Annotated in this window: 20 protein-coding genes and 1 rRNA gene; 10 read left to right on the top strand and 11 right to left on the bottom strand. The window is 43.3% G+C overall.

Annotated elements, in window-relative coordinates; all coding sequences use genetic code 11:
- Positions 1 to 72 precede the first annotated feature (72 nt).
- The 5 genes from BK820_RS13605 to BK820_RS13625 all read right to left on the bottom strand — a co-directional run bounded on the left by BK820_RS13605 (position 73) and on the right by BK820_RS13625 (position 5,264).
- Positions 73 to 330, bottom strand: a complete 258-nt coding sequence (locus BK820_RS13605; RefSeq protein ID WP_004813984.1) for a GlsB/YeaQ/YmgE family stress response membrane protein — start codon at positions 328 to 330, stop codon at positions 73 to 75.
- A 170-nt stretch (positions 331 to 500) separates the two neighbouring features.
- Positions 501 to 1,028 carry a hypoxanthine phosphoribosyltransferase gene (gene hpt / locus BK820_RS13610; RefSeq protein WP_071321232.1) on the bottom strand — a complete coding sequence of 176 codons (528 nt, stop codon included), beginning with the start codon at positions 1,026 to 1,028 and terminating at the stop codon, positions 501 to 503.
- A gap of 218 nt (positions 1,029 to 1,246) precedes the next feature.
- Complete coding sequence (gene guaD, locus BK820_RS13615; RefSeq protein WP_071321233.1) at positions 1,247 to 2,581, bottom strand: guanine deaminase; 1,335 nt, start codon at positions 2,579 to 2,581, stop codon at positions 1,247 to 1,249.
- Positions 2,582 to 2,782: 201 nt separating this feature from the next.
- Positions 2,783 to 3,748: a TerC family protein gene (locus BK820_RS13620; RefSeq protein WP_071321234.1), complete on the bottom strand. Its 966-nt coding sequence runs from the start codon at positions 3,746 to 3,748 to the stop codon at positions 2,783 to 2,785.
- A gap of 331 nt (positions 3,749 to 4,079) precedes the next feature.
- Entirely contained in the window at positions 4,080 to 5,264 is a 1,185-nt protein-coding gene (locus BK820_RS13625) for a sugar transporter (RefSeq protein ID WP_071321235.1), read from the bottom strand.
- 154 nt (positions 5,265 to 5,418) lie between these two features.
- Between BK820_RS13625 and BK820_RS13630 the strand changes: the two genes are divergently transcribed.
- The 3 genes from BK820_RS13630 to BK820_RS13640 all read left to right on the top strand — a co-directional run bounded on the left by BK820_RS13630 (position 5,419) and on the right by BK820_RS13640 (position 7,098).
- On the top strand, positions 5,419 to 5,700 hold the full coding sequence (locus BK820_RS13630; protein ID WP_071321236.1) for a GNAT family N-acetyltransferase: 282 nt from the start codon (positions 5,419 to 5,421) through the stop codon (positions 5,698 to 5,700).
- A 106-nt stretch (positions 5,701 to 5,806) separates the two neighbouring features.
- Positions 5,807 to 6,100, top strand: a complete 294-nt coding sequence (locus BK820_RS13635; protein ID WP_004813972.1) for a GNAT family N-acetyltransferase — start codon at positions 5,807 to 5,809, stop codon at positions 6,098 to 6,100.
- A 527-nt stretch (positions 6,101 to 6,627) separates the two neighbouring features.
- A complete protein-coding gene (locus BK820_RS13640) occupies positions 6,628 to 7,098 on the top strand; it encodes a BLUF domain-containing protein (protein WP_071321237.1) in 471 nt (156 codons plus the stop codon).
- A 63-nt stretch (positions 7,099 to 7,161) separates the two neighbouring features.
- Here the strand turns inward: BK820_RS13640 and BK820_RS15785 are convergent, their stop codons facing one another.
- From BK820_RS15785 to mpl, 4 genes are all read right to left on the bottom strand, one after another.
- Positions 7,162 to 7,437 (bottom strand): MDR/zinc-dependent alcohol dehydrogenase-like family protein, encoded by a 276-nt coding sequence (locus tag BK820_RS15785; protein WP_283397808.1) that lies wholly within the window; start codon positions 7,435 to 7,437, stop codon positions 7,162 to 7,164.
- Positions 7,438 to 7,455: 18 nt separating this feature from the next.
- Positions 7,456 to 8,028 (bottom strand): zinc-binding dehydrogenase, encoded by a 573-nt coding sequence (locus BK820_RS15790; RefSeq protein WP_283397809.1) that lies wholly within the window; start codon positions 8,026 to 8,028, stop codon positions 7,456 to 7,458.
- A complete protein-coding gene (locus BK820_RS15795; protein WP_349356342.1) occupies positions 7,976 to 8,149 on the bottom strand; it encodes an alcohol dehydrogenase catalytic domain-containing protein in 174 nt (57 codons plus the stop codon). Before BK820_RS15795 ends, BK820_RS15790 begins: the two co-directional genes overlap by 53 nt.
- Before the next feature lie 343 nt (positions 8,150 to 8,492).
- On the bottom strand, positions 8,493 to 9,854 hold the full coding sequence (mpl, locus tag BK820_RS13650) for a UDP-N-acetylmuramate:L-alanyl-gamma-D-glutamyl-meso-diaminopimelate ligase (protein ID WP_071321238.1): 1,362 nt from the start codon (positions 9,852 to 9,854) through the stop codon (positions 8,493 to 8,495).
- Between the two features lie 254 nt (positions 9,855 to 10,108).
- Between mpl and BK820_RS13655 the strand changes: the two genes are divergently transcribed.
- Positions 10,109 to 10,447: a DMT family protein gene (locus BK820_RS13655; RefSeq protein WP_071321239.1), complete on the top strand. Its 339-nt coding sequence runs from the start codon at positions 10,109 to 10,111 to the stop codon at positions 10,445 to 10,447.
- A 2-nt stretch (positions 10,448 to 10,449) separates the two neighbouring features.
- Here BK820_RS13655 and BK820_RS13660 read toward each other — a convergent pair whose 3' ends face one another.
- Positions 10,450 to 11,730: a DUF2254 domain-containing protein gene (locus BK820_RS13660; protein ID WP_071321240.1), complete on the bottom strand. Its 1,281-nt coding sequence runs from the start codon at positions 11,728 to 11,730 to the stop codon at positions 10,450 to 10,452.
- A 288-nt stretch (positions 11,731 to 12,018) separates the two neighbouring features.
- Between BK820_RS13660 and purE the strand changes: the two genes are divergently transcribed.
- The 3 genes from purE to BK820_RS13675 all read left to right on the top strand — a co-directional run bounded on the left by purE (position 12,019) and on the right by BK820_RS13675 (position 15,647).
- Complete coding sequence (gene purE, locus BK820_RS13665) at positions 12,019 to 12,531, top strand: 5-(carboxyamino)imidazole ribonucleotide mutase (RefSeq protein WP_004813961.1); 513 nt, start codon at positions 12,019 to 12,021, stop codon at positions 12,529 to 12,531.
- A 16-nt stretch (positions 12,532 to 12,547) separates the two neighbouring features.
- Positions 12,548 to 13,669 (top strand): 5-(carboxyamino)imidazole ribonucleotide synthase, encoded by a 1,122-nt coding sequence (locus BK820_RS13670; RefSeq protein WP_071321241.1) that lies wholly within the window; start codon positions 12,548 to 12,550, stop codon positions 13,667 to 13,669.
- A gap of 688 nt (positions 13,670 to 14,357) precedes the next feature.
- Positions 14,358 to 15,647, top strand: coding sequence for a lytic murein transglycosylase (locus tag BK820_RS13675; protein ID WP_071321242.1), 1,290 nt, complete (start codon positions 14,358 to 14,360; stop codon positions 15,645 to 15,647).
- Between the two features lie 74 nt (positions 15,648 to 15,721).
- Here the strand turns inward: BK820_RS13675 and BK820_RS13680 are convergent, their stop codons facing one another.
- Entirely contained in the window at positions 15,722 to 16,849 is a 1,128-nt protein-coding gene (locus BK820_RS13680; RefSeq protein WP_071321243.1) for an anhydro-N-acetylmuramic acid kinase, read from the bottom strand.
- Between the two features lie 63 nt (positions 16,850 to 16,912).
- On the opposite strand from BK820_RS13680, the gene tyrS reads away from it, so the two are divergent.
- The 3 genes from tyrS to BK820_RS13695 form a co-directional block, all read left to right on the top strand.
- Complete coding sequence (gene tyrS, locus BK820_RS13685) at positions 16,913 to 18,145, top strand: tyrosine--tRNA ligase (protein WP_163172613.1); 1,233 nt, start codon at positions 16,913 to 16,915, stop codon at positions 18,143 to 18,145.
- 533 nt (positions 18,146 to 18,678) lie between these two features.
- Positions 18,679 to 18,981: a hypothetical protein gene (locus BK820_RS13690; protein ID WP_048880955.1), complete on the top strand. Its 303-nt coding sequence runs from the start codon at positions 18,679 to 18,681 to the stop codon at positions 18,979 to 18,981.
- Between the two features lie 725 nt (positions 18,982 to 19,706).
- A 16S ribosomal RNA gene (locus BK820_RS13695) occupies positions 19,707 to 19,818 on the top strand; the annotation flags it as partial.

The raw sequence follows: 19,818 nt of genomic DNA on the forward strand, positions 1-19,818 counted from the left end.
AAAAATTGTGGGACAGCAATGCCCGACAGGGTGCTTTTTTCAATGCAAAACAGAAATTATTCAATTAAATATTTAGACAGTTCTGCGTTTGGTGACCATGTTGTAGATAAACAGAATGATAATGGCACCAATCACCGAAGCAATAAAGCCTGCTGCTGAACCTTCCTCATAAAGACCTAGCATCCGACCGCCATAGGTCGCAAGTAATGAACCGGCAATCCCCAGTAGGGTTGTCATAATAAAGCCTGCCTTGTCATCTCCAGGATGGATTGCACGCGCAATTAAACCTGCGATAAAACCAATAACAATTGCAACTATAAGTGACCACATATGTATGCTCCTTTCTTATCATGTCTTTGTTTTTAAGTCATGTTCAGAAATCATCATCGGATAAGTCAAGTCTTCAATCCAGCAAAGTCCTGAAACGGAATGTTAGCTTTTTGTTCATGTGAAGCAGACATAAAAAAAGTGGCTGTTGCCACTTTTTAAAGTTGGATCTCTTAAAGACCAATTTCACCAATAAAAGGCAAATGGCGGTACTTCTGGTCATAGTCCAGACCGTAACCGACAATAAACTTGTCTTCGACTTCAAAGCCAAGGAACTGCACATCCAGATTAATTTCACGGCGTGAAGGTTTGCTGACCAAGGTACAGAGCTGAATCGAGTTTGGGTTACGGGTTTGCAGAATTTCCAGAACTTTGCTCAGGGTGTTGCCGGAATCGATGATGTCTTCTACCACCAGTACATCTTTACCACGGATTTCACCGTCTAAATCTTTCAGGATTTTTACATCACGTGACGATACCGTGCCACCGCCATAACTGGATACCGTCATGAAATCCAGTTCATGTGGTTTTGAAATTACACGACATAAATCGGCCATAAAAATCACTGAACCGCGTAACAAACCGATGAGCACAAGTTCTTTGTCACTATTGGCATAGTGTGCATCGATTTGAGCACCAAGCTCTTTGACTTTAGCTTGAATTTCTTCAGCGGAAATCATTACGCTCATTTGAACGGTCATGGGTAGATACCTAAAAAGTAAAAATAGCAAAATAAAAAAGGTGTTGACCTGCAACACCTGATATATCAGTAATTTTAATACATCCAGCAGGCAGATGCACCTGTTTTGCCCTGTGTTAATGTAATCATTTTTTCGGCAATTGTGAATCGCGCTTGAGTAAAAAAGCGCAGCCAATGGCTATTGCTGATAACATGAACCATGTGCGACGGCGCGATTTTTCAGGATTTTTGCTGAGCTGTTGTTTTGGCATAAACCGCTTCTCCAGAAACATAAGTCACTGCAATATTACGGTCATCACCCAGCATAATCAGTGCAAAAAATGCATCTTCAATATTTTTGGCTTTGCTTTGACGCAGCTGTTGTAACGCCGTCGCATTCAGATCTAATACAACAAAGTCGGCTTCTTTACCGATATTAAAGTTGCCGAGTTGATCCTCCAGACCCAAGGCTTTGGCTCCACCTAGTGTCGCATGATATAGCGATTCAAAGGCAGACAGTTTATTACCTTGCAATTGCTGCACCTTATAGGCTTCATTCAAGGTTTGCAGCTGATTAAATGAGGTTCCTGCCCCGATATCAGTACCCAAGCCGACTTTCACGCCTTTGTCCCAAGCCTTTTTCAAAGGGAATAAACCACTGCCCAGGAACAGATTTGAGGTTGGACAGAAGGCAATAGCCGAGTCGGTCTGATGCATGCAATCCCACTCCTGCTCTTCCAGATGCACACAATGAGCAAATACCGATTTAGAACCAGTCAGACCATAGTGATGGTAAACATCTAAATAACTTTGATGTTCCGGGAACAATTCCTTGACCCAGGCAATCTCATTCTTGTTTTCACTGAGATGAGTATGTACATACACATCCGGATATTCTGCTTTAAGTTGTCCTGCTTTTTCCAGCTGTTCAGCTGTCGAAGTTGGAGCAAAGCGTGGCGTGATCGCATACAGGTTACGGCCCTTGCCATGCCACTTTTCAATCAACTTTTTAGAGTCGGTATACGCTGTTTCTGCGGTGTCCGTCAGTGCTTCCGGTGCATGACGGTCCATTAGCACTTTACCCGCAATCAGACGCATATTACGCGTCGTCGCTGCATTAAATAAAGCATCTACGGATTGTGGATGTACGGTACAGAATACCAGTGCTGTAGTGGTCCCATTTTTCAGTAATTCTTCTACAAAAAAATCGGCAATTTTTTCTGAATAAGCTGGATCCTGAAACTGGATTTCGGTCGGAAAAGTATAGGTATTTAACCATTCTAGAAGTTGTTCACCATAAGCACCGACCATTTCAGTTTGCGGAAAATGGATATGGGTATCAATAAAACCTGGCACGATCAGCTGCTCAGGATAATGAGCCACCTGCACTCCTTCAGGCAGATGCTGCTGCCCCTCTTCCCAGCTGCCAAACCATTGAATCTCACCATTCTGGCTGATGAGCAAGCCATCTTCTACATATCGCACTTGGTCGTGAATTTCACGCGCTTGGGCAACCGTATTCTTGATATCCAGGAAGCGACCGCGTATTGCCGTCGTTGCAATGATAGAAGACATTTAAAACCTGCGCTTTTTGATTTTTTCGATTGATTGTAGCTGAAAAAAATTAGCATGTTTATATGAACATTCATATTTAACCATGCGTATTTTTTATGAGATCAAATAATCACGCGTAATTTCAACAGAGCGTGTGTGTGCAGCCAAGCTTGTAGACAAATAAAAAAAGCCTGCTGATGCAGGCTTTCTTGATGCTTAATCTTACAGCGTAGTTTCGTTATGTTTCTTGCTATGACGAATCGACAAGATCGCAGTCACCGTCAAGACAATCACAATAAAGCTCAGTGAAATCCAGATCGGCATATGGAATACATCCAGCATCAGCATCTTAAAGCCGATAAAGACCAGAATCAAACCTAGACCATAAGGCAGATAATGCATTTTTGAGGCTGCACCCGAGAGCAGGAAGAACATTGCACGCAGGCCTAAAATTGCCATCAGGTTCGCAGTAAGCACAATGAAGGGGTCGGTGGTGACAGCAAAAATAGCAGGAATAGAATCGACTGCGAAGATCACATCAGAGGCTTCGACCAGAATCAGCACCAAGAATAACGGCGTTGCCCAAAGCAAACCATTTTGACGGACAAAGAATTTATCGCCCTGAAGTTGCGGGGTAATACGCATATGTTTACGTAGCCATTTCAGAATGGCCATATCTTCAATATTGCTGTCTTCTTCATGCTGACCACGCAGGAATTTGAAGCCGGTATACACCAGGAACGCACCGAAGAGATACAGAATCCACGAGAACTCCTGTACAAACCAGGCACCAATAAAAATGAAGATGGTTCTGAGCACAATCGCACCCAGTACACCATATAACAGCAATTTACGTTGTAGCGCTGGTGGAATGGCAAAGGCGGCAAAGATCATCAGCCAGACAAAGACATTATCAATTGCCAGGGATTTTTCCAGCAGATAACCAGCAAAGTATTCCATGACCTTGGTATTGGCAATTGCCGCACCTGCAGTCTGCTCCAGATACAGCCATAATCCACCACCAAATAAAGTCGCGACACTGACCCAGGCAATACTCCAGTAGGCAGCGGTACGGACTTTTACTTCCTGACCATGCTGATGTTTAAAGCCGACTAAATCGATCACCAGCATGACGGCGACAATTGCGAAAAAGACAAGATACAGCCAGAGCGTACCAATTGTTTCCATGTGAATTCTCCACATCGGACGACTGGCCATAAAAAAACCTTGACCAGCTGCCAGATGAAAAACATCTATAACAACATGATCAAGGTCTTGCCTACATCTTAGTGTTTCACTTTTTTATATCAAGTGTAACCTAAAGATGCTCAGATACCGACTTTTTGCAAAGTGTAATGACGATATTCTGACACGTTCAAAAACTGAAATTTCATTCTTAAACGTTTGGAGGAGGCTACTCCCCTTGTTCAAACTAAATTTTGTCTGAGCGATAGCTCAATGTAAATTAAGCATGACAGATTTTAATTAGGGATACAATTTTATTTACAAAAATCATTCACTAAGCTTTAAGAAAATCAGGACGGCGTACCAGAAACACACTAAGCGCAAATCCAAAAAATGCCAATAATCCTCCCATCCAGCCGATACTGCCCAAGCCAATTTGCGCGGTCACGATCCCGCCGAGTAATGCACCCCCACCAATCCCGACATTGTATAAACCTGAAAAGATTGCCATGGCTACATCGGTGGCATCTGAGGCGAGGTTTAAAGTCTTTGCCTGTAAAGCCAGACTAAAACCAATAATACTGACTCCCCACATAAGACTCAGGCTATTTAAGCCAAAAAGGCTCACTGACATTGGCAATAGCAAGAGCATCGATATACCCAGCCCTAAAGTGAAAAATGGAATCGTCAGTCGTGGAAACTGTGGTGCAAATTTACCAAACAAGTAGGAACCCAGGAAGCCTGCTCCGCCGTAGATCAGCAGCAATGTTGTGGTCTGTGCAGAACTGAAATGTGCCACATTCAACGCAAAAGGTTCGATATAACTATAGGCTGTGAACTGGGCGCTGATCACCAATACAGTCAGTACAAAAAGTAGCATCAGGCTGGGCCGTTTGATCAGGCCCTTTAAACTACTAAAGGAGCCTGAATTAATACTCGGTAAATGTGGCAAAGTTTTAACCAGAATAAAGCAGACTAGCGTGGCAATCACCGCAATTAATCCAAAACTGTTACGCCAGCCATACGCTTCGCCAATCATCCGGCCAAAAGGAATTCCGAGTACCATTGCCATCGCGGTACCGGTAGATAGCAGGCCTAAGGCCTGAAATTCTTTTCCTTTCGGTGCTACACGCACTGCCAGTGATGCCGTGATTGACCAGAACAGTGCATGAGCAACTGCAATTCCGATCCGACTGATAACCAGGACGATGAAACTCCAGGCAAAATAAGACAGCACATGACTGGTAATAAAGACCATAAATAACAGTGTAAGCAGGAAACGGCGTTCAATATTTCTAGTGAGCAGCATGATCGGTAAAGACAGTAATGCGACTACCCATGCATAAATGGTCAGCATCAGCCCGACTTCTCTTGGAGTCATGGCAAAGCTCTTTCCTATATCGCTCAGTAGTGCTACTGGAATAAACTCGGTCGTATTAAAAATAAAAGCGGCACAGGCCAGGGCAATCACACAGATCCATTGGCGTGTAACAGAAAGAGGTTGAGCAGAAGCAGACATGAGGGAGGATCAATACAGGATCGGCACATTCTATGCTTTTGCCAGAAAATTTCACATGAGGCAGGCTGTAATTTTACTCAGCGGAATTAAAAAAATTGCAACATTGTAAAGCTGAGGACTATGGCAGTCTGAGATAAAATCTTGAGGTAAACCTATGCAGATTGAACACCAGGAACAAGGAACTAAAGGTGAATGGTATGTGGCGCAGAAAGACCAGCGCCTGGCAGAGATGACATATTCCCGGGCAGGTGATGATAAGTTCATTATTGATCATACCTGGGTGGATGACAGCCTACGCGGACAGCGTGTTGGACAACAGCTGGTCGAAGCTGCGGTCGGTTTTGCCAGAATACATGCTCTGAAAATTATTCCACTCTGCCCTTTTGCCAAGTCGGTGTTTGACAAAAATGAAAGCATACGGGATGTACTTCAGTAGGACTTCATCTAACTCAAAGATGGGACTAAACATCTATAAGATGTTTAATGGATGAGGATATGACGATATAACAGGTTGATCCTGGATTAGTACAACAGGTAAGAAAATGAGCAACATCAAACATCAGGACTCAAAGCGCGGCGGTGTGTTTTACATGGAAGACAATGGTCAGCGCGTAGCAGAAATTACTTATCAATGGCGTGAACCGGACACTATTGTTGCTGACCATACCTGGGTCTCACATGCACTGCGTGGTAAAGGCGTGGCCCGTAAAATGCTGGATATTCTGGTCGAATTTGCACGTCAGAAACAGCTGAAAATTATTCCACAATGCTCTTATGTGCATGTCATGTTTAAGCGTGATCGGAATTTACATGACGTAGCGACTTTAGCCTTTTAAACCATCCCGTTGGAATAAACAGATTCAAATGGATAAGAGACGATAAGCCCTGTTTATGGGCTTGTGGCAGTCTATAAAGCAGAGTGCCGCTGAAGAGTCCTAATCCCATCCAGACAATCTGTTCATACTGTTGCAGCATGATCAAAATAACGATGATCAGGGAGATGCTGGTCTGAAAAAAGGCACGATGATCCACACAAATCAATAGTGCCCAAGTTAATAGCATGCTGCTGATCAGCATGTTAATCTCACGTTGCAAGCCCCAGCTATGCAACACGATGACTAGCGCGAAACACAGACATAACAAGCTTAACGTGATGAAAAGATCTTTTAGCATGTTTCACCCTCATTAAAAGCATTATCATTCGAGTAATTATTTTTCAATGATGTCTCTTTAATTTTTAATAATTTAGCTACAAAATGCAAACTGAAAACAGTGTAAGAAATAGCTGATATTTGATTAAAAAATAACCTAAACCTAATATATTGACTATAAAATCAATACTTGAAATTTAAAGGAATCATTCATGCTACAACTCTGTTATGCCAGTATGCGCATCGAAACAGAACAAGATCTATTACAAGACCTGAGTGATATTTTAGCAATTGCACGAAAGTTCAATTATGAGCATCAGATCTATGGAGCACTGTATTATGCACATGGAAAGTTTTTCCAGTGTTTGCAGGGTGAACCTGAGATTGTAGAGCAGCTTTTTCAAAGTATTTCGAAAGACCGTCGGCATCAGCAGGTGTATCGTTTCGCTGATACAACCGTGGAAGCGCCAAGCTTTGCTGAGTGGTCGATGAAATATGTACATAAGCATAGCGAGATTGCTTCGTTCTTTTCCAAGCTGGGTCATAGCACTTTTCAGCCGCATTATCTGAACCAGCAAGATCTGGAGGGCTTGCTCGAAATCCTGTATCGGGTTGACGAAAATCATCAACAGCTGGTTTCACCTCAGGGTTATAAACAACGTGGTTATGTCCCCTATTTCTGATCTGGTGAATCCAGACTAAAAATAAAAAAGTCCGCATGGCGGACTTTTTTTGTCTGATTTGCATTAGTTCATGTCAATCATCACTTTTAGGGCTTTTCCATCAGCCGCGTGTTTAAACACATCATAGGCCTTTTCAAACTCGTTAAATTTAAAGTGATGCGTGGCCAGTTTTTCTAGTGATATTTTGCCGGAACAGCAGGCCTTGAGCAGCATGCCAATGGTATTGGCATTGACTAGACCGGTAGTAATGTTCAGGTTCTTAATCCACAGTTTGTTCAGTTCAAAATTCACTGCTTTACCATGTACGCCGACGTTGGCGATATGTCCACCCTCTTTCACCACATGTTGGCAAATATTCTAGGTCGGTTCCACCCCTACCGCCTCAATGGCACAGTCGACACCGCATCCATCGGTAATTTCTAAAATCTTTTGAATGGCATCTTCTTTACCAGAGTTAACGGTATGAGTTGCGCCTACCGTTTTGGCAAATTCCAGCCGGTTATCATCCATATCTACCATAATAATATTGGCTGGAGAATAAAATTGAGCAGTGAGCAAGGCACTCATCCCGATTGGTCCTGCACCTACGATCGCGACATTGTCACCCGATTTGACATCACCATATTGCACACCAATTTCATGTGAGGTTGGCAGGATATCGGACAGGAAGACGGCGACGTCTTCATTTAAGTCTTCAGGTAAATGGTAAAGAGAGGTGTCAGCAAAAGGTGTGCGGACATATTCGGCATGGGTACCATCAATCATATAACCCATAATCCAGCCACCTTCATTACGACAGTGTGCATACAGCTGTTTCTGGCAATTTTCACAGGTACCGCAGCGGCTGACGCAGGAAATAATGACCCGATCACCCTTTTTAAAAGTTTTTGACTGCTGAGCCGACTTCTTCAATGATGCCAATGCCTTCATGACCGAGAATCCGGCCATTAAAGTCGCCGGTCTTTTCTTTTGCCACCTGTTCAATTTCCGGATTTTTACCTTTCCAGATGCCGAGGTCGGTCCCGCAGATCGTGACCTTAGTCAGTTTGATAACGGCATCATCGGGCTACAGGATTTTCGGGATGGGACATTCTTCAAAACGGATGTCATTGGCGCCATAGTAAACCATTGCTTTCATTGTATTTGACATGGCCACTATCCTTCTTAGTGATTATTGTGGAGGATTGGCAGTCGTATTTAGCTATGACGACTGTCAGCTGAGAAACACGTAATGGCTTTAAGCTAGCAGGACTTTAGGATTAGATCATTGGTAAAATAGTTAATTCCTTAAAAAAATTAAGTATTTTTTAATATTAAAAAAGGATCGTAGACATGTGTCTACGATCCTTGAGAAATTTTATGGAATAAAGGCTACAAGTATTGATTTAGATAATTTACTGTAAGGCGCTAATCAGTTTCTGATGCAAGCCACCAAAACCGCCATTGGACATGATCACCACAGCATCGCCCTCGCCTGCTTCAGTAACAACAGTTTGAATGATCTCATCCAAAGTACGTGCTACCACAGCTTTATTTGGTGCAGCCTCAATCACAGGTTGCAAATCCCAATCCAGACCTTCTGGCTGATACCAGATCACTTCATCCGCCAGACGTGCTGAATAAGCCAAACCCTCTTTGTGACTGCCCATACGCATGGTATTGGAACGCGGTTCAATAATCGCCCAAAGCTTACGTTCACCCAGACGCTTGCGTGCGCCGTCGAGGGTAGTATCAATTGCAGTCGGATGATGGGCAAAATCATCATAGACTTCGATACCACGTACCGTATCGAGCAGCTCCATACGGCGTTTTACACCGCCAAAATTGGAGAGTGCTTCACAGGCAGTTTCAATGGATACCCCGACATGCTCAGCCGCAGCAATAGTTGCCAGAGCATTGGCAACAGAGTGCTGACCCGTCATATTCCATTTGACTTCGCCTTTTACTACACCATGCTGAAGCACTTTAAAATGTGAACCATCAGCAGACAACTGTTCTGCAGAGAGTTCAGCTTTTTCATTGGCATCCAGTGAAGTGCGAACTACCGGTGTCCAGCAGCCCTGCGCCAGGACTTCATCAATATTGGTTTCCATAATCGGTGCAATGATGCGACCTTCAGACGGAATAGTGCGTACCAGATGATGGAACTGTTTTTGAATTGCGGCCAGATCATCAAAGATATCGGCGTGATCAAATTCCAGATTATTCAGAATCGCAGTCTTAGGATGGTAATGTACGAACTTGGAGCGCTTGTCGAAGAAAGCAGAATCGTATTCATCGGCTTCTACACAGAAGTATTTGCCACCACCTAAACGCGCGCTTTCTTTAAAGCCAAGCGGAACGCCGCCAATCAAAAAGCCCGGCTCCAGACCCGCCTGATCCAGCACCCAGGCCAGCATGGTGGTGGTAGTGGTTTTACCATGGGTGCCGGCCACGCCCAGGACATGCTTGCCTTGCAGCACATGATCGGCCAGGAATTGAGGACCAGAAACATAAGGCAGACCGGCATTGAGCATATATTCCACCGCATCAATACCACGTTTCATGGCATTACCGACAATCACTAAGTCCGGATGCGGCTGTAAATGGCTACGGTCATAGCCCTGCATTAAGGTAATGCCTGCATTTTCCAGTTGGGTCGACATCGGCGGATAAACATTCTGGTCGGAACCGGTCACGGTATGACCCAGGTCACGCGCCAACAAGGCCAGAGAGCCCATAAAAGTGCCACAAATACCCAAAATATGCAGATGCATCCGCTGTTACTCCACTGCGTGTAGGACCGTACCATTCTTGTTGATGGCCTGGTCATGATGTATTGAATTGTCAGCAACGATAGCAAGGCTGTTTCGGAAAAGATAGTCATTCTTGTAGGGATTCGTTGACTGGAATCCGAAAAAATCAGGCATTTTCCAGGCGGATGCTGACCCTGAAAAAAATCCGCATGGCCACACTGCTTTTTTAGCCTGAAACCGTACAATAGGCTGATGTTTTCTGGATGCTGCCGCCTATGTCCTTCCCTTTACTGCTGTTAATTATTTCCAACTGTTTTATGACCCTGGCCTGGTATGGACATCTGAAATTTTTGCATGGCTCGCCGCTGTGGCAGGCCATTTTGTTTGGCTGGATGATTGCCCTGCTCGAATATGCCTTTATGATTCCGGCCACGCGCTTACTGGCCCAGTATGGCTGGTCACTCGGGCAAATGAAAATTACCCAGGAAGTGGTGACCCTACTGGTCTTTGTGCCGTTTATGCTGTATCTGTTCAAGCAGCCGTTTAAACTGGATTATCTCTGGGCCGGTCTGTGCCTGCTCGGTTGTGTCTATTTTGTTTTTCGCAGTAGTTAAGCTTATTCAGGTTGTGGCAGATGTGGAAAAAGTGCGGCGAAATCCGCTTTAATCAGCGCCCGTTCTGGTGCGAAATCAAAGTGATGTAAACAGCGTTGTAGTACCTGCATCGCCATCTGCGTGGCCGCCTGTCTGAGTTCCGGTTCCGACACATTCTGCTCAATCATCGACAGGCATTTCAGCAGGCGCTGATTTAACTCTAGATTCTGGGCACAATCGCGGGCCAGCGGCATAAAGCTGCCATAAATCAGGTCTTGCAGATCAAAGCACTCAATACTGAGATGCGGACAATCACAGCGTGTCGCCTCCGGGTCCGGGCGACTGTCAATTAGAATCCGGGTCAGCGCATTCAGCGCGCTAATGCCAGAACCGACATCATTAATTGCACTCGACATGGCTTTTTGCCCGACCTCACTCATCACCAGCAGACAAAAACGCGGGTCCTGTAGAAAACTGCGATTGGTTTCAATAATCAGATGCTGCAGAATCTGATTGCGGATCTGCTGTTGCTGTTCTTCGGACAGCGCCTGCGGGCTATAGACCTCGACCAGCGCCGTCATCGGATCTAAAAATTTGCCCGGCATAGATGGCAGATGTAAATGCAGTTGCTGCTGCGCGGCAATCTGCTCCAGTCCGCCCAGATCGACATGGTTAAAATAGCCGGTTGTGCTGCTGTAGACGCAAAAGCTGGGCGCACAGGCAGGCTTCTGCCCTGTTGCCCCCAAGTCCGGTTGATGCCGGAACTGGCCCAAGGCCTTTTTGGCCGCAGTTTCAATCTTGTCGATGGTGGTGGTTAAATTGCCGAGTTTGGACAGGGTTTGTACCCAGTGAATTAGGGTATAAATCAGGTACATCAGCACCAGAATGGTACTAATAAATAAAACAAAACGTCCCGATGGACCGTAGTACTCCAGCCCCAGGGCAATTTTGGCAATCACTGCGTAAATAAAAGCGGAAATAAAACTGGAAATGGCCAGCCGGGTGTTATCATCGCTCATCATCAGGCTATAGGCGCGTGGTGTACCGCTGTTTGAAGCCGAAGCAAAAGCTGCCACCATAATTGATAATGAGAATGTCGTCACCGCCAGCATGCTGGAGGCAATAATATCCAGCAAGCTGCCCAAGGTGTCGATGCTGATATTCGGTACCGTACTGGCTGGAATAAAATACTGGCTGGCGATGGCAAATAATGAAAAAAATGTCGCAAAGATGGCGCCCAGTGCCGGCATCAGCCATAAGTTTTCTGAAGGGTTTTGTAGCCAGATTTTAAGTTTGAACCACATGGAAACTGCCCTGCCAATATCTTTAATCTAATCTTAAGTTATTCATTACAAAAAGCTTTATCTAAACAGTTATAGCGTGTTTTTAACTCCTGTATGTCCTCTTTTTGTATTTTTGGCCTATCGCCATCATTGTATTTTCTTCAGTTTTACAAACAGATAATTTTAATCTTTATTCTTGCGCCGAACTTTAGCCAGCCGGTTTTTCAGTCTATAATACGCACTCCCATTAAAGCTTGGCTCTCTCGTCGAGATTTATCTTCTCTTACTTTAATCTCTGGAAACATTGCAATGAATGCGGCTGCTGCACAAGATGCTCCTCTAGTAGGTATTATCATGGGTTCTCAATCAGACTGGGCAACTCTCGAACACACTGCCAATATGCTTAAGCAGCTTGGTGTCCCATTTGAAGCCGAAGTCGTTTCTGCACACCGTACCCCTGACCGTCTGTTTGAATATGCAGAACAAGCACGTGATCGTGGCATCCAGGTGATTATTGCCGGTGCTGGTGGTGCAGCGCATTTACCAGGTATGTGTGCCGCAAAAACCGATCTGCCAGTATTGGGTGTGCCAGTAAAATCTTCTATCTTAAATGGTGTCGATTCATTGCTTTCAATTGTACAAATGCCAGCAGGTATTGCCGTGGGTACCTTGGCAATTGGGCCTGCAGGTGCGACCAATGCAGCCATTATGGCAGCACAAATTTTAGGTCTGACCCGTCCAGACATCGCGAAAAATGTTGCAGATTTCCGCGCTGCACAAACGGATAAAGTCGCTAGTAACAATATTCCAGGCCAAGCTTAATACGGGATCAAACGCAATGGATAAAACCATCGGTATTTTTGGTGGCGGTCAGCTCGGTCGAATGATGGCACAAGCGGCATTACCTTTAAACATTCAATGTACTTTCTTTGAAGCCACTATAGACTGCCCTTCGGCTGCATTAGGTCCAGTATTTTCGACCAAGTCTGAAAATGGTCTGCAAGACTTTATCAACAGTGCAGATGTGTTCAGCCTTGAGTTTGAAAATACACCACTGGCTGATGTAGATGTTTTAACGAAAAACAAAGACCTGCATCCGCCACGTCAGGCTTTGGCAATTGCACAGCATCGTCTGTCTGAAAAAGCCCTGTTTGATGAACTTGAGATTCCGGTTGCGCCGTATAAAGCAGTCACCTCTCTAGAGAGCTTAAAAACTGCTGTTGCAGAACTCGGTCTGCCGATTGTACTTAAAACTTCTCGTGGTGGTTATGACGGTAAAGGCCAATTCGTTCTACGTTCAGCAGATCAAGTTGATCAGGCTTGGGCAGAACTGGGTCCTGCCGGTGAACTGATTGCAGAAAGTTTTGTCACTTTCTCACGTGAAGTCTCAATTATTGCGGTACGTGGTCAAGATGGTGATGTGAAGACCTGGCCATTGGCTGAAAATCATCATCATAATGGCATTCTGTCTCATTCGATTGTACCTGCACCCAATAGTGCAGACTTGCAGCCAGTCGCACAAGATTACATCACTCGCCTGCTGAATCATCTGAACTATGTGGGTGTATTAACTCTTGAGCTGTTTGTGACAGATAAGGGGCTATACGCCAACGAGATGGCACCCCGTGTGCATAACTCAGGGCACTGGTCGATTGAAGGTGCAGTGTGTTCTCAGTTTGAAAACCATGTGCGTGCAGTGGCTGGCTTGCCATTAGGTTCAACTGAAGTGATCCGTCCAACCGTGCTGGTGAATATCATCGGTCAACATCCAAAATCTGAAGATGTTCTAGCCTTGGAAGGCGTGCATTTGCATTTATACAATAAGTCAGAACGTGAAGGCCGTAAGATTGGTCACATCACCCTAATGCCAACCGACAGTGCACAATTGACTAAGCTATGTCGTCAACTGGCGAAGATTTTACCGAATCCATTGGCATTGAGCGAAGATATGAGCATCTAAGCTTTAACTTGCTGATAAAAAAAGCGATCACACCTGTGGTCGCTTTTTTATTTGTCGGCTTTCAGGCATGATTGCGCCTCTTTGAAAATACCCTGCCATTTATCGGATTATTTTCAAAATCAATTGCTTATAAAACAGACAATAATTTATAAATAATTGATGAAAATTTAATCTGTTGCTGCATCAGTTCGGCTATGCAGATTTAAATTTAAAATGAATTTAAAACTTGCAAAGTGTGCTTTGAATTTAAATTCATAAAAATAAATTCAAATTTAAAAAGAGGTCATTTGAATTTAGATTTTCTATTTTGAATTTAAATTCAAAACAATAAATTTAAAAGCCAGAGAATGAATTTTAAATTTAAAAATCCTTCTTGTATTTTATAAATGAATTTAAATCCTAATTGTCTGCAATCACTTATTATTAAGCTTATGTGGGGGTTAGTTATCCACACAGTCAATTTTAAATTTAAAAGGTTGGTAACACGGCTTTGAATTTAAATTTAAAAATGAGTTCAAATTTGAATTTAAAGCATCTTGTGGATAAGTTTTTAAATTCAAAACTTACAAATAAATTTAAAAATGGAGAAAATATGAATTTAAATTTTACGTATTTACGCTTTAATTTTATCCACAAGCTGATAAGGTGAATAGGAACATAATTCGAAATATAAGTATTCAAGGGTACTATGCAACGGCTTGCACTTTTTCTTGGCTCAATCGTTCTGGCTGCCTCTCAGGCACAGGCTGAACTGATCATTAATGGACAGCGTTTGAGTACATCAGAGCTGACCTCGAGTCCTGGCATCTATACGCCAAGTTCCAGTTCATTTCAAAGCTGTCTGGCTAGATTAAAACCTCAGGCACTCGCTAAAGGTGTCCATGCAGCGACCTATGACCGATATACTCAAAATTTGACCCCGGATTATTCTGTAATTGAAAGACTCAACTATCAGCCAGAATTTTCAACGCCAATTTGGGACTATCTGTCTGGTCTGGTCGATGAGGAGCGCGTACAGCAGGGTCGTCAGAAATTACAGCAGCATCGCGACGTATTAAATCGAGTTAGTGCTGCTTATGGCATTCCGGCTGAAACTGTGGTGGCAGTCTGGGGCGTGGAAAGTAATTATGGTGATATTTCTGGTAAATATCCTTTATTGCAGGCGCTCGGTACTTTGAGTTGTGAAGGTCGTCGTCAAAGTTATTTCCGTGGTGAGTTCTTTACTACCATGAAGCTGTTGCAACGTGGTGATGTCTATGAAAACCAGCTTAAAGGTTCATGGGCAGGAGCTTTTGGTCATACCCAGTTTATGCCATCCACTTATGATGAACTGGCGGTCGATTTTGATGGTGATGGGCGTCGTGATCTCGTCAGCAGCATCCCGGATGCCTTGGCTTCAACAGCCAACTTCTTGAAAAAACGCGGCTGGCAAACCGGGCAGCCATGGGGTTTTGAAGTTAAAATTCCTCAAGGTATGTCAGTTTCGGGTGAAGGTCGTCGTAATAAAAAATCCTTGAGTAGTTGGATCAATCAAGGTCTGGTTCGTGCCGATGGTTCGGCATTAGTTCAAGGGAATTTATCGGAATCCTCTCAAGCTGGTTTATTGGCGCCTGCCGGTGCTAATGGCCCGGTGTTCCTGGTCTTTAAAAACTTTGACGCCATCTATAGTTATAATGCAGCCGAAAGCTATGCTTTAGCTATTGCACATCTGTCAGATCGTTTGCAAGGTGAAGGTGGCTTGGTGCAAGCATGGCCAACCGATGATGCTGGCACATCACGTGCAGAACGTCGAGAGATTCAGCAATTCTTGCTCAATAAAGGTTATGACATTGGTGCAGTGGATGGTTTGATTGGGGATAAAACCCGTCAGGCAATCCGCCAAGAGCAGATCCGTTTAGGTTTAACTCCAACCGGACGGGCAGGTCAACAGATTTTACGTGCGTTTCGGAATGAAAATGCCAAACTGATGACGCAATAACAGAGATTGAAAAAAAGGTCTGTAATAATGCAGACCTTTTTTATACCTATATATAGTTATAAGAATTCAGGAGATTAAACTGCTGTAATCGTACCGAGCACACGATAGCCTGAAGCCCCGGTCACAGCTGGCAGATTGCCACTCAGCTGATTCATAAAGCGCATCGCCAGCCAGGCAAAGGCAGTGCCTTCGACCCATGTTGGATTTAAGCCTAAATCAGCTGTGGTTTGTACACTCCAGTGATGTTTACGCAAACGCCAGCGCAGCTGTTCCAGTAGATGTGAATTATAAGCACCACCTCCACAAACATAGACTTCACCTGTATCCAGACCAGAGCGATAAATCGCTTTTTTAATGGCACGTGTGGTGAGCTTCATGAGCGTCGCCTGAACATTTTCTGGAGTATCTTCCAGCTCATCATATTCTAGACTGCTGCGCCAGTCGGCAATCTGTTCATCCAGCCATTCCAGATTAAAGTCTTCACGGCCAGTACTTTTAGGGGGTTCTTTGGAGAAAAATGCATGTTCCTGCAAACGATCTAACAGGCTACGGATGGGTGTACCATAGGCTGCCCAGTTGCCATTTTCATCAAAAGGCTGGCCAGTATAACGCTCACACCAGGCATCCATCAGAATATTGGCTGGACCAGTATCAAAGCCGTAGACTTGATCTGGTTGACCGGCAGGTAGAATACTGACATTGGCAATACCGCCCAGGTTTAGAATCACCCGGTGAATGCTGTCATGCTGAAAAATATCCTGATGAAAAGCCGGAACTAGCGGTGCACCCTGGCCACCAGCCGCCAGGTCACGGCGACGAAAATCGGAAATCACCGGAATCTGGGTAATTTCAGTAATAATGTTTGGATCACCGATCTGCAAAGTAAAGCCATGTTCAGGACGGTGGCGAATAGTTTGTCCATGCGAGCCAATAGCTTTGATTTGTATGCGATCCAGCTTATTTTTTTCAATCAGCGTATTGATACCATGACCAATCATCTGTGCCAGCGCAACATCTGCTTTACCCATGCGGTCAATTTCATTATCGCCTGGCAGTGTAAGCGCCATCAATTCATCACGAAGATCATGATCAAAAGGTAGGGTGAGGGTGGCATGAAGCTGGAGTGGATCAAAAGAAGCAGCAACAATATCGACACCATCCATGCTTGTGCCGGTCATTACCCCAATATAGATCGCTGTCATGGTTATTCTTAAGCCTGCAATATGCTGAAAAAGTGTTAGTATATCGCACAAATTGAATAACTGATGTATTTGGGTTTTGTGATGTCAAATTTCCTGCCGGCTGAAGAACAACTTGCCCTCATCCAACGAGGCACCCACGAAATTATTTCTGAAGAAGATCTTCTAAAGAAATTAAAGCAGAATCGTCCACTAAAAATTAAAGCGGGTTTTGACCCTACTGCACCTGACTTGCACTTAGGTCATACTGTACTGATCAATAAGCTAAAAGTGTTCCAAGACCTGGGTCACGAGGTTTTCTTCCTGATTGGTGACTATACTGCGATGATCGGTGATCCAACCGGCAAGAGTGCAACACGTCCACCATTATCACGTGAACAAGTTTTAGAAAATGCTAAAACTTATCAAGAACAAGTATTTAAGATCTTAGATCCGAATAAAACTAAAGTTGTGTTTAACTCGGAATGGTTTGCACAAAAAACTGCTGCTGATCTGATTCAACTGGCATCACAGCAAACTGTTGCCCGTATGCTTGAGCGTGATGACTTCACAAAACGTTATAACAACCAGCAACCGATTGCGATTCATGAATTCCTGTATCCATTGGTACAAGGTTATGACTCAGTAGCACTAGAAGCAGACGTAGAGCTGGGTGGCACAGACCAGACCTTTAACCTGTTAATGGGTCGTACCCTTCAAGGGCGTTATGACCAGGAAGCACAAGTCTGTATTACAGTACCAATTCTTGAAGGTTTAGATGGCGTTAACAAAATGTCTAAATCTTTAGGTAACTATATTGGCGTCTTTGATGCGCCGGGTGCGATGTACCAGAAAGTACTGTCAATGCCGGATTCACTGATCGAACGTTACTTTGATCTGCTTAGCTTCAAATCTGTAGAAGAAATTCAGGTATTGTTGAAAGAGATTGAAGAAGGTCGTAATCCACAGGAAGTGAAACGCATTCTTGCACTGGAACTGGTTGAGCGTTTCCATGGAAGCGAGGCTGCTGAGCATGCACATAAAGGCGCGGGTAATATCATTACTGAGGGTGAACTTCCTGAAGGCACACCGGAAGTAACCATTTCATTAAGCGAGTTCGGTGGTGAAATCTTTATTACTTCAATCCTGCGTGAAGCGGGTCTGACTAAAAACTCGGCACAAGCCAAAGATGCGCTGGGTCGTGGTGCAGTAAAAGTAGACTGGCAACCAGTTGATACGTCTTTTTCTGTGAAAGAAAACGTGACTTTGATTGTTCAGGCGAGCAAAAAAGCGATTGCAAAAGTGACCTTTGTTGATTAAGACACTTTCTAAGTTATTGAATTAAAAGCAGGCTTCGGCCTGCTTTTTTTTATATGACTCTATATTCAAAAATCAAATAAGCAAATTCAAAAAAAACCTTATAAAAACAAGAGTTAAATTTTGCCAAATTCCTTGCGTTTCCCTATTATTATGTATAAGATTTATTCATCTAGAGAATTCGCTTTAAGCACATCTAGAGGGTAGTGGTAATAATAAATAACTCCACAACTTATAGTCTCTTCCCCAAGAGACTTTTTTAAGATACTGAAGCAAATAACTATAATAATGACATACTGGATCGGGTAAAGATTCAATTGCGAGGGAGAGATTTTGGGAGAGATCTCTTCCTTTTTTATTTGAAAAACTCCACTTTTCCTTTTTATATTGTCTTTTAAAAATCAATTTTTTTATTTGCTTTAAATCCACTACAGATCGCCGGATAGATACTGACATCCAGAAAGTTATCAGTATGCTGATCACATCAGGTCTCAAAGAAGATCTAGAAATTTAAAATAAGAGGGTAAGCAGTGTTTATGTATCACTATCGGACTCAGGATATTTTTGATCAGGAAATTGATTTTATTTTACGTTTTCTATTTGAATACGATACGCCTGAGCAGAAACAGAAATCTTTTAAACAGGCATATACTTTATTACAGCAACTCGATCTCGCATCACACTATCTTCTCTTTTCCTTAGTCAAAGAGCGGTTACCTCGTCGGGCTAAATTGTTATTTGCTGCTGAGGACTATAAAGGTAAGAAAGAAGTGATTGAAGAAGTCATGCATCACTGGGTGGGACATAAGTATCGCCAATACGTAGCTTCGCTATCTTAATATTCTCTTTGGCTTTATATAGATATTAAAAGTCAGGTTTCGTAACTTATATAAAGCTGAATACGGCTGATTTGACTATTTTTACTTTTTAAAACCTGGGATTAGAAAAAGAAGTCGCTATGAAAGCAGCAAACTGACTTTCCTGATAGGACCTATATCTATTAGTCGGATAGAAAATAGCAAAATATGTAAGCTGATATAAGCAAGTTTTGAAAAATTCTGAATACAGAGCTGAAATTTCACAGTCTTATTAAGATTTAGTACTTTTTTGAGAGCTATTAGGTCTTAATAAAAATAACCGTTTTAAAATGAATTGCACTGAATACAGGTTTTATTTCAAAGAAGCGGTTAAATTTTAGATAAAAAAGCGATTTTTTAGTGATTTTCGTAGAAAAAAGATACATACGTGAAAAATATAGTGAATTGGGGGTTGCAATGATTCTGAAATCCTCTAGAATGCACCCATACCGACGAGATACACGGTGATGAACGAAGCGAGACGCTGAGTTATCCGGTGTTTTGAGTCCAGCTTCTGGCACTGACGAGGTGTTAGAAAGATCATTAAGAGATTATGAAGAACAACTTGTGTGGATTTTTACTGGTTGATTGATCGAAATTATTTTCATTGATTGATGGTAGAAATTACTCGAAGTTTATTTGAGAAATTGATGTCAGAAAATTGATGAGCCAAGATTTGGTGTTTTGAATAAAGCACTATTGATTTTAAACTGAAGAGTTTGATCATGGCTCAGATTGAACGCTGGCGGCAGGCTTAACACATGCAAGTCGAGCGGGGAGATGTAGCTTGCTACATATCCTAGCGGCGGACGGGTGAGT

This window comes from Acinetobacter sp. LCT-H3, assembly GCF_001866125.1.
GTDB classification, from domain to species: Bacteria; Pseudomonadota; Gammaproteobacteria; order Pseudomonadales; family Moraxellaceae; genus Acinetobacter; species Acinetobacter schindleri.

What these genes read in the sequence shown, in the direction of transcription:
- BK820_RS13605 (WP_004813984.1), bottom strand. Translation starts at nt 330, where the DNA reads ATGTGGTCACTTATAGTTGCAATTGTTATTGGTTTTATCGCAGGTTTA.
- hpt (WP_071321232.1), bottom strand. Translation starts at nt 1,028, where the DNA reads ATGACCGTTCAAATGAGCGTAATGATTTCCGCTGAAGAAATTCAAGCT.
- guaD (WP_071321233.1), bottom strand. Translation starts at nt 2,581, where the DNA reads ATGTCTTCTATCATTGCAACGACGGCAATACGCGGTCGCTTCCTGGAT.
- BK820_RS13620 (WP_071321234.1), bottom strand. Translation starts at nt 3,748, where the DNA reads ATGGAAACAATTGGTACGCTCTGGCTGTATCTTGTCTTTTTCGCAATT.
- BK820_RS13625 (WP_071321235.1), bottom strand. Translation starts at nt 5,264, where the DNA reads ATGTCTGCTTCTGCTCAACCTCTTTCTGTTACACGCCAATGGATCTGT.
- BK820_RS13630 (WP_071321236.1), top strand. Translation starts at nt 5,419, where the DNA reads ATGCAGATTGAACACCAGGAACAAGGAACTAAAGGTGAATGGTATGTG.
- BK820_RS13635 (WP_004813972.1), top strand. Translation starts at nt 5,807, where the DNA reads ATGAGCAACATCAAACATCAGGACTCAAAGCGCGGCGGTGTGTTTTAC.
- BK820_RS13640 (WP_071321237.1), top strand. Translation starts at nt 6,628, where the DNA reads ATGCTACAACTCTGTTATGCCAGTATGCGCATCGAAACAGAACAAGAT.
- BK820_RS15790 (WP_283397809.1), bottom strand. Translation starts at nt 8,028, where the DNA reads ATGAAGGCATTGGCATCATTGAAGAAGTCGGCTCAGCAGTCAAAAACT.
- mpl (WP_071321238.1), bottom strand. Translation starts at nt 9,854, where the DNA reads ATGCATCTGCATATTTTGGGTATTTGTGGCACTTTTATGGGCTCTCTG.
- BK820_RS13655 (WP_071321239.1), top strand. Translation starts at nt 10,109, where the DNA reads ATGTCCTTCCCTTTACTGCTGTTAATTATTTCCAACTGTTTTATGACC.
- BK820_RS13660 (WP_071321240.1), bottom strand. Translation starts at nt 11,730, where the DNA reads ATGTGGTTCAAACTTAAAATCTGGCTACAAAACCCTTCAGAAAACTTA.
- purE (WP_004813961.1), top strand. Translation starts at nt 12,019, where the DNA reads ATGAATGCGGCTGCTGCACAAGATGCTCCTCTAGTAGGTATTATCATG.
- BK820_RS13670 (WP_071321241.1), top strand. Translation starts at nt 12,548, where the DNA reads ATGGATAAAACCATCGGTATTTTTGGTGGCGGTCAGCTCGGTCGAATG.
- BK820_RS13675 (WP_071321242.1), top strand. Translation starts at nt 14,358, where the DNA reads ATGCAACGGCTTGCACTTTTTCTTGGCTCAATCGTTCTGGCTGCCTCT.
- BK820_RS13680 (WP_071321243.1), bottom strand. Translation starts at nt 16,849, where the DNA reads ATGACAGCGATCTATATTGGGGTAATGACCGGCACAAGCATGGATGGT.
- tyrS (WP_163172613.1), top strand. Translation starts at nt 16,913, where the DNA reads ATGTATTTGGGTTTTGTGATGTCAAATTTCCTGCCGGCTGAAGAACAA.
- BK820_RS13690 (WP_048880955.1), top strand. Translation starts at nt 18,679, where the DNA reads ATGTATCACTATCGGACTCAGGATATTTTTGATCAGGAAATTGATTTT.